This is a genomic window from Ideonella sp. P3_A4, assembly GCF_056403075.1.
The window spans coordinates 1-7,626 of sequence record NZ_JBFUGE010000290.1 but is presented as its reverse complement, the minus strand read 5'-3'; the positions used below and the strand labels follow the sequence as shown (position 1 = coordinate 7,626).

The window sequence follows — 7,626 nt, the reverse complement described above, 5'->3', positions numbered from 1 at the left end:
TGATCGTCGTCGACGGGAAGTAGGTGCTGAAGTCGGTGCTGCCGCCGAACTCGGTGCTCTTGAGGTACAGGAAGTTCCCGGCAAAGTCCGTCACCGAGATAGAGCGCAGGTGGTATTGACCCAGCGGGGTCGCCTTGTCAAAGATCTGGGTCGCCAGCTTCAGGGAGGCTTTCGCCACCATCGGCCGCGTATCGTTGGGATCGAGCGAGAGAAAAATGCACTGCGACTGACCGACCAGGCAGAAGTCTGCCATGGCGACCCACACCCCAGACAGGGCCGTGTTGCCAACATCGACCGTTTCGATCGCCATCTGCACGTATTTGGGTTCCGACGTACCCGGATGGGTGGCGGCGAGGGATACCTTCGGCGTCACGATCGTCCCGCTCACGAGGCTCGGGGGCGACACGTCATAGCCGTGATCGTTCTTGACCTCGAAGCTGACCTTGCCCAAGGTTGCAAGCGTTGCCGCATCGATAGCCTGGTAGTTGTTCGCAGCGTCGAAGACCCAGGCTTCACTGAAGGTGTAGACGCCGGGTTGCATGTACGGCTCAAGGTTGCCCCACGAATGCATCTTGCCCGCCAGTTGCTTCGACGGAACCGCCTGGCCAAACAACACCTGGATTCGTTGGCCGCCCGGCCCAGTCGCCAGGGCGCTGACGTTTTTCACCCCGGCCAAGTCATCACTGGCCTTGAACGACGCCTGCATGATCGCGCCGGGGACCCCGACGTCCACCGAATCGATGGCGTTGAAGCTGATCAGCCGCGGGGGTGTCGTGTCGGCCACGCCGGCCATTTCCTGCGTGGATTGCATCCTGTTCCGGGCCTGTGCCGCCAGCCAGTCCTTGAACTGCATGGAGACGATGCTCGGTGCGGATTGCGCCTGTGCCACGGTGCACAGGCCGGCCGCGGCCAGCGCCACCGACAGCGCGCGGCGGATTGATTTGATTTGCATGCTTTCCTCTTGTTTTCTGGTTGGCTGCGATCGCAAAGCCCCGCTCGTCCAGGTCGCTGGTTCGCGAGCGCGCCGAGGTTATATCCCACCATCGGTCAGCCCACATCAGGAAATTGTTGGGATGCCGCCGCGCAGGCACGCGGGCGCGGCCTCACTGGTCCGCACACTCCTCGCTTTGTCTGAGAGAGGGGCTCGAAATCGAGGCCGCTGCGCCGAGTCGGATCGACCTTGTAGATTAAGTCCGTGCAACGTTTGGCCTCGATCTGACAGTCGCTCAGCTTGCAGGTTCTGCCGCTGGCCGGCGCGCAAATCCACACGATGCCCCCTCTTGGAAGCAGGCGATTTTGCCTGGCAGGCGGTCAGGGCCAGGTGCGGGTGACAGCCGTTCTTCCGCCACAGGTGCAGGGCTTGGGTCGTCACCCCGCCCGATTGCGCATCCAGTCCGCCGTATCGAACAGCGACTTCTCGAGCCGCTCGCGCAACGCCGGCTCGACGTTGCACTCGGCCATCGCCTGGTACATGCAGGCCAGCCACTGGTCGCGTTCGATCTGGCCGATCGAGAACGGCAGGTGGCGGGCGCGCAGGCGCGGGTGGCCGAAGCGTTCGATGTAGTGGCTCGGCCCGCCGAGCCAGCCGCAAAGGAACCAGAAGAGTTTTTGCCGCGCCGCCTGCAGATCAGAGCCGTGCACGCCGCGCAGCACTGCGTAGGCGGGCTCCAGGTCCATCAGGTCGTAGAAGCGGTCGACCAGCGCCTGCACGCCGGACTCCCCGCCCAGGCGGTCGAACGGTGTCGGGCCAGCGGGGGGCGCGTCCTCGTCGTCGCGCGTGTTCTCGCCGCCGCTCATCAGGCCACGAGCCGGGTGGCGGCTGCCACCACGCCTTGGGCGGCAATGCAGCCCGGGAAGGCTTCGAGCAGCAGTTGGCGCCGGGTCACGGCTTCGCGCACCGTCTTGTCGGTGCCGATTTCGCCCAGGAACTCCAGCTTGACCGGCGACTCGAGCCCCGGCGTCACGTAGCGGTCGACCACCTGCTGCAGCTGGCCGCGGATGGTGCGGCCGTCGCCCGGGCGGGTGACCTGGTTGACCAGCAGGCGGATGTCGCGCCGGCCCTGCGTCGTGGCCAGCACCTTGATCGTTGCGTAGGCGTCGGTCAGCGCGGTCGGCTCGGGTGTCGTGACGACCAGTACCTCATCGGCCAGCGAGACGGTGTAGAGCACGACATCGGAGATGCCGGCGCCGGTGTCGAGCAGGATGCGGTCGAACAGCGGCCGCACCTTGGCCACCACGTCGACCAGCAGGTCGCGCACCTCGGGCGTCAGCCGCGAGTACTCGACCATGCCGGAGCCGGCCAGCAGCACATGGAAGCCGCCGGGTGCCGGCACGATGGCTTGTTCCAGCGTGTTCTTGCCGGTGAAGACATCGTGCAGCGTGATCTTGGGGAACAGGTTCAGCACGACGTCGAGGTTGGCCAGGCCCAGGTCGGCGTCCAGCACCAGCACGCGTTCCCCCTGCCGGGCCAGCGCGGCGGCCAGGTTGGCCGACAGGAAGGTCTTGCCCACGCCWCCCTTGCCGCTGGTGATGGCGGTGATGCGCGCACGCTTCTGTGATGACGGTGGCGGTGCAGCGGAGCCCGCCGCGTCAGGCCGRCTGGCAGCGGTGTTCATTCGAATTCCCCGAAGTTCGATGTGCCGAACAGCAAACCCTTTTCTTCGGGGCTGACCAGCGAGACCGGCGTGGGTTCCAGGCAAGTGCGGTTGCGCCCTTCGGCCTTGGCACGGTAGAGCTGCAGGTCGGCCCGCTCTTTCCACAAAGTAGCGGTGGAGCGCACCCACTGGGGCGCATAGGCACCACCCACACTGACCGTGACACCCAATGTTTGCGAAGGCCCGATCTTGACGGACTTGGCCTCGATGCGCAGCCGCACCCGGTCGGCCACCGTCTGGCCAAAGGCCGGGGCGCAGTTGGGCAGGATGATGGCGAACTCTTCGCCGCCGATCCGGGCCGGCAAGTCCATCGGCCGCACGGTTTCGCGCAGCACATCGGCCACGGCCTGGATCACCAGGTCGCCCACGGCGTGGCCATGGGTGTCGTTGACGCGCTTGAAGTGATCGATGTCCAGCAGCAGCAGCAGGGCCGGCTCGCCGGAACGCGCCACGCGGTCGATTTCACGGCCGAGCGCCGATTCGAAACTGCGGCGATTGGCCAGGCCGGTCAAGGCGTYGCGGCTGGACAGGTCGCACAGCGCGTCGATCAGCCCTTGCAGCCACGCCACGCTGCCCGGCGCACCGGACAGCACCGGATGGCCCGACTGCTGCAGCAACTGCATCGCCTGCTCCACCCGCAAGGTGGCGCGATCCGGCGCTGGAGGGGGGGCTGAGGCGCTCACAACTGCGTGAAATATGAAGCAGGCCTTGGGGTTTGACGCAGTCTAGCAGTGCGGGTTTGCGTCGCAGGTGCCGAAATAGCTGGGGGAACCGGGCTCATCTCCAACCGTTGCGGCGGCGTGGGGCGGGCAGACTTGCCAAGGTGTCCCCTCCGCCGCCTGTGGTCCGATGCCGGATCACGTGGCCCCGACAAACGTGCCGCAGCCCCGAAGAACACGATGAGCTCATTGCTTGACGCCCCCAGCCGCCCTGGCGAGAACGACGCCATCGACCAGGAGTTCAGCTTCGCGGCGGCCGACTTCGAGCGGGTGCGCAAGCTCATCTACCAGCGCGCCGGCATCAGCCTGCACGACGGCAAGCGGGCCATGGTCTACAGCCGGCTGTCGCGCCGCCTGCGCGAAACCGGGCACCGCTGCTTCAAGGAATATCTGCAGTGGCTCGAAGGGGCCAGCGGCGCCTCCGGCGAGCAGGAGTGGCAGGAGTTCGTCAACTGCCTGACCACCAACCTGACCTCGTTCTTCCGCGAGGAACACCATTTCCACGCCTTTGCCGACGCACTGCGCGGCCTGAACGCCACGGTGCGCAACCCGCGCATCTGGTGCAACGCCGCCTCGACCGGTGAAGAACCGTATTCGATCACGATGGTGCTCAACGAAGTGCTGGGCGCCACCACCGGTGCGCGCCTGCTCGCCACGGACATCGACACCAAGGTGCTGGCCACCGGCCAGCGCGGCGTCTATGCGGCCGATTCGCGCGGCCTGTCGCCCGAGCGGCTGAAGAAGCATTTCATGCGCGGCACCGGGGCCAACGCCGGCTTCATCCGCGTCAAGCCCGAGCTGACCAAGCTGATCGACTTCAAGCCGTTCAACCTGATGAGCACCCACTGGGCTATGGGCGAACCCTTCGACATGGTGTTCTGCCGCAACGTGATGATTTATTTCGACCACGACACCCAGCGCAAGGTGCTGGAGCGCATCCATGGCGTCATGAAGCCGGGCAGCCTGTTGTTCGTCGGCCATTCCGAGAACTTCACTGACTCACGCGACCTGTTCCATCTGCAGGGCAAGACGATCTACAAGCGGGTGTAGTCCGGCGCCACTGCCAGCGCCGCCGCACACGCCGTCATTCGAATACTCACGCGAACCAGGTTTCATCCATGGCCATCTTGCCCTCCGCTTCCTCACCCGGCACCGCCCGCGTCGCGCCACCGCCCTTCAACAGCGCTGGCATCAACAACACATTGGGGCGCACGCCACGGCTGGACCAGCTCAAGGCCCAGCCGCGCAAGCCGGGCGAAGCCTCGTTCTTCTTCTACGACGCGCACTTCAAGAACGAAGCGGTCAAGGTATTGCCCGGCGAGTACTACTGCGACACCGAAGACCTGCTGGTGATGACCACGCTGGGCTCGTGCATCGCGGCCTGTTTGTGGGACAGGCAAGCCCGCATCGGCGGCATGAACCACTTCATGCTGCCCGACGGTGCCGGCGACTCGGGCCGCTACGGCTCGTACGCGATGGAACTGCTGATCAACGAGATGATGAAGCGCGGTGCCTCGCGCCTGACGATGGAGGCCAAGGTCTTCGGCGGCGGCGCGGTGATCAGCGGCATGAACTCGATCAACGTCGGCGAGCGCAACACCCAGTTCGTGCTCGACTTCCTGTCGACCGAACGCATTCCCGTCGTGTCGAAGGACGTGCTGGACATCTACCCGCGCAAGGTCTGCTACCTGCCGGCCAGCGGCAAGGCGATGGTCAAGCGCCTGGCGCCTGCCAATGCCGAAGCGCTGGTGGCACAGGACCGCGCAGCCGCCCAGAAGGCCGCACCGGCCAACACCGGCGGCGGCTCGATCGACCTGTTCTGACCATCCATCAATCCAGACCAATCAAGGAACAACCAGATGGCCAAGACGCGTGTGGTGGTGGTGGACGACTCGGCGCTGGTGCGCAGCCTGCTGGCCGAGATCATCAATCGGCAGCCCGACATGGAGTGCATCGGCACCGCGGCGGACCCGTTCGCCGCGCGCGAGATGATCCGCACCCTCAACCCGGACGTGATCACGCTGGACGTCGAAATGCCGCGCATGGACGGCATCGACTTCCTGTCCAAGCTGATGCGCCTGCGACCGATGCCGGTGCTGATGGTGTCGACACTGACCGAGCGCGGCGCCGACGTGACGATGCGCGCACTCGAACTGGGTGCGATCGACTTCGTCGCCAAGCCCAAGATCGGCGTGGCCGACGGGCTGAAGCAACTGGCCGAAGAGATCACCGAGAAGGTTCGCATCGCTTCGAAGGCGCATGTGAAGCGCGCGCCGGCCGCGCCCCCGGCACCGGCACCCGGCGCCCCCGGTGCCGCCGCGGCCCCGGCGAAGGCGGCCCCAAGCCCGTTGGGCCGGCTGTCGACTGAGAAGATCATCTTCATCGGCGCCTCCACCGGCGGCACCGAAGCCACCAAGGAAGTGCTGATGAACCTGCCGCCGGACTCGCCGGCGGTCGTCATCACCCAGCACATGCCGCCCGGCTTCACGCGCTCGTACGCGGCGCGGCTGGACACGCTGTGCAAGATCCGCGTCAAAGAGGCCGTCGACGGCGAACGGATCCTGCCCGGTCACGCCTACATCGCACCCGGTGGCCTGCACCTGAGCGTCGAACGCTCAGGCGCGAACTACGTGGCCCGTGTGCGCGACGGCGAGCCCGTCAATCGCCACAAGCCTTCAGTGGAAGTACTGTTCGAGTCCGCCGCCCGCGTGGTCGGCCAGAACGCCTTCGGCATCATGCTGACCGGCATGGGCGCCGACGGCGCCAAGGCGATGAAGACGATGCGCGAAGCCGGCAGCTACAACTACGCCCAGAACGAATCGACCTGCGTGGTCTTCGGCATGCCGCGCGAGGCAATCCAGCATGGCGCTGCGAACGAGGTGCTGCCGCTGCAAGACATTGCGACGCACCTGATGGAAAAGCTGCGCTCGATGCACGGGGCATTGCTGCACCGCGTCTGATTCAGCGCACCGCGGGAGCGGCGCGCTTCAAAGCAGCGTCACACCAGGCAGACCCAGCAGCGAGGTCTCTCGCATGATGCGCACGAACTCGGCCAGGTAGGGTCGGTCGGCCAGGCGTTCCGGCGTCGCGGCATACAACCGACCCGTCAGCCCTTCGCGACCAATGCGTTGGTGGGCCACATAACCGCGGTCCAGGTAGTTCTTCACCGCCCACACCGGCAGCGCCGCCAGCCCGCGGCCGCTGGCCACCAGCTGCAGCATCGCCACCGTCAGCTCACTCGTGCGGCGCGGCGGGGTGACACCAGCAGGCCGCAGCACGCGACGCACAAGGTCCAGCATGTCGTCCGGCACCGGGTAGGTAATCAACGTGTGCTCGGCGAAGTCCTCGGCCTCGAGCCAGGGCTTGGCCAGCAGCGCATGGCCTTGCGGCAGCAGCGCGACGATCTCGAAGCTGAACAGCGGGCTGTAGACCACGCCGGTCTCGTCGTCCGACAGCTCGGAGACGATGGCCAGTTCGGCGCGGTCCTGGTGCAGCAGGCCGACCGGGTCGGCATGAAAGCCCGAGACGATGTCCAGCTCGACCTCGGGCCAGCGGGCGCGCAGCGCGTCCATCGCGGGCATCAGCCAGTCGAAGCAGGTGTGGCATTCCACCGCGATGCGCAGCGTGCCGGCCGCCCCACCGATCAGCCGCGCCACGTCGCGCTCGGCTTCGCTGACCTGCGGCAGCACCGCATCGGCCAGGCRCAACAGGCGCTGGCCGGCCGCGGTGAACGCGACCGGGCTCGACTTGCGCTCGAACAGCGCGGCACCGTAGACCTCTTCCAGCCCCTTCATCTGGTGCGACAGCGCCGACTGCGTCAGGTTGAGCAGTTGCGCCGCGCGCGACAGGTTGCCCGCTTCACGTAGCGCCAGCAGCGTCTTCAGGTGGCGAAGCTCAAGCAGCGACTGAGTCATGAACTGAATTCAAGTTGGTTCAAGAAAACTTTCGCTTGAATCATAGTGGGGCGATGCCGATCATGCCAAGTGATTCATTCAAACATCACTTGATCATGATTCAGGCTCATATTCTTGGCTTCCCCCGCATGGGCGCGCAGCGCGAGCTGAAGTTCGCGCTGGAGCGCCATTGGCGCGGAGAAATCAACGCCGACKAGCTGGAAGCGACCGGCCGCACTCTGCGCCACCGCCACTGGGAGCAGCAACGCGACGCGGGCCTGAGCTTTCTGACGGTGGGTGACTTCGCCTACTACGACCAGGTGGCCAACCACATCCAGCTGTTCGGCTGCGAGCCAACAC

Annotated in this window: 8 protein-coding genes and 1 pseudogene; 4 read left to right on the top strand and 5 right to left on the bottom strand. The window is 66.0% G+C overall.

Features of this window, described 5'->3' with window-relative positions; translation table 11 throughout:
* The 4 genes from AC1DYI_RS21585 to AC1DYI_RS21570 all read right to left on the bottom strand — a co-directional run.
* Nucleotides 1–952, bottom strand: a 952-nt coding sequence (locus AC1DYI_RS21585) for a hypothetical protein (protein WP_477206186.1), incomplete at its 3' end; no start/stop codon positions are given.
* Between the two features lie 416 nt (nucleotides 953–1,368).
* Nucleotides 1,369–1,797 (bottom strand): group II truncated hemoglobin, encoded by a 429-nt coding sequence (locus AC1DYI_RS21580; RefSeq protein WP_477206185.1) that lies wholly within the window; start codon nucleotides 1,795–1,797, stop codon nucleotides 1,369–1,371.
* The gene (locus AC1DYI_RS21575) at nucleotides 1,797–2,615 is read right to left on the bottom strand and encodes a MinD/ParA family protein (protein ID WP_477206184.1); all 819 of its coding nucleotides are present in this window, start codon (nucleotides 2,613–2,615) and stop codon (nucleotides 1,797–1,799) included. The genes AC1DYI_RS21580 and AC1DYI_RS21575 overlap by 1 nt, the downstream gene beginning before the upstream one ends.
* Entirely contained in the window at nucleotides 2,612–3,277 is a 666-nt protein-coding gene (locus AC1DYI_RS21570; RefSeq protein ID WP_477206183.1) for a GGDEF domain-containing protein, read from the bottom strand. Before AC1DYI_RS21570 ends, AC1DYI_RS21575 begins: the two co-directional genes overlap by 4 nt.
* Before the next feature lie 276 nt (nucleotides 3,278–3,553).
* On the opposite strand from AC1DYI_RS21570, the gene AC1DYI_RS21565 reads away from it, so the two are divergent.
* From AC1DYI_RS21565 to AC1DYI_RS21555, 3 genes are all read left to right on the top strand, one after another.
* The gene (locus AC1DYI_RS21565) at nucleotides 3,554–4,423 is read left to right on the top strand and encodes a CheR family methyltransferase (protein WP_477206182.1); all 870 of its coding nucleotides are present in this window, start codon (nucleotides 3,554–3,556) and stop codon (nucleotides 4,421–4,423) included.
* Nucleotides 4,424–4,491: 68 nt separating this feature from the next.
* The gene (gene cheD / locus AC1DYI_RS21560; RefSeq protein ID WP_477206181.1) at nucleotides 4,492–5,196 is read left to right on the top strand and encodes a chemoreceptor glutamine deamidase CheD; all 705 of its coding nucleotides are present in this window, start codon (nucleotides 4,492–4,494) and stop codon (nucleotides 5,194–5,196) included.
* Nucleotides 5,197–5,232: 36 nt separating this feature from the next.
* Nucleotides 5,233–6,333 carry a protein-glutamate methylesterase/protein-glutamine glutaminase gene (locus AC1DYI_RS21555; RefSeq protein ID WP_477206180.1) on the top strand — a complete coding sequence of 367 codons (1,101 nt, stop codon included), beginning with the start codon at nucleotides 5,233–5,235 and terminating at the stop codon, nucleotides 6,331–6,333.
* Nucleotides 6,334–6,360: 27 nt separating this feature from the next.
* Here the strand turns inward: AC1DYI_RS21555 and AC1DYI_RS21550 are convergent, their stop codons facing one another.
* The gene (locus AC1DYI_RS21550; RefSeq protein WP_477206179.1) at nucleotides 6,361–7,287 is read right to left on the bottom strand and encodes a LysR family transcriptional regulator; all 927 of its coding nucleotides are present in this window, start codon (nucleotides 7,285–7,287) and stop codon (nucleotides 6,361–6,363) included.
* 95 nt (nucleotides 7,288–7,382) lie between these two features.
* Between AC1DYI_RS21550 and AC1DYI_RS21545 the strand changes: the two are divergent.
* Nucleotides 7,383–7,626 (top strand): annotated as a pseudogene (locus AC1DYI_RS21545) (5-methyltetrahydropteroyltriglutamate--homocysteine S-methyltransferase); the annotation flags it as partial.

Excerpts from the sequence above, each read along its gene's own strand:
- AC1DYI_RS21580 (WP_477206185.1), bottom strand. The coding sequence starts at position 1,797 with ATGAGCGGCGGCGAGAACACGCGCGACGACGAGGACGCGCCCCCCGCT.
- AC1DYI_RS21555 (WP_477206180.1), top strand. The coding sequence starts at position 5,233 with ATGGCCAAGACGCGTGTGGTGGTGGTGGACGACTCGGCGCTGGTGCGC.
- cheD (WP_477206181.1), top strand. The coding sequence starts at position 4,492 with ATGGCCATCTTGCCCTCCGCTTCCTCACCCGGCACCGCCCGCGTCGCG.
- AC1DYI_RS21565 (WP_477206182.1), top strand. The coding sequence starts at position 3,554 with ATGAGCTCATTGCTTGACGCCCCCAGCCGCCCTGGCGAGAACGACGCC.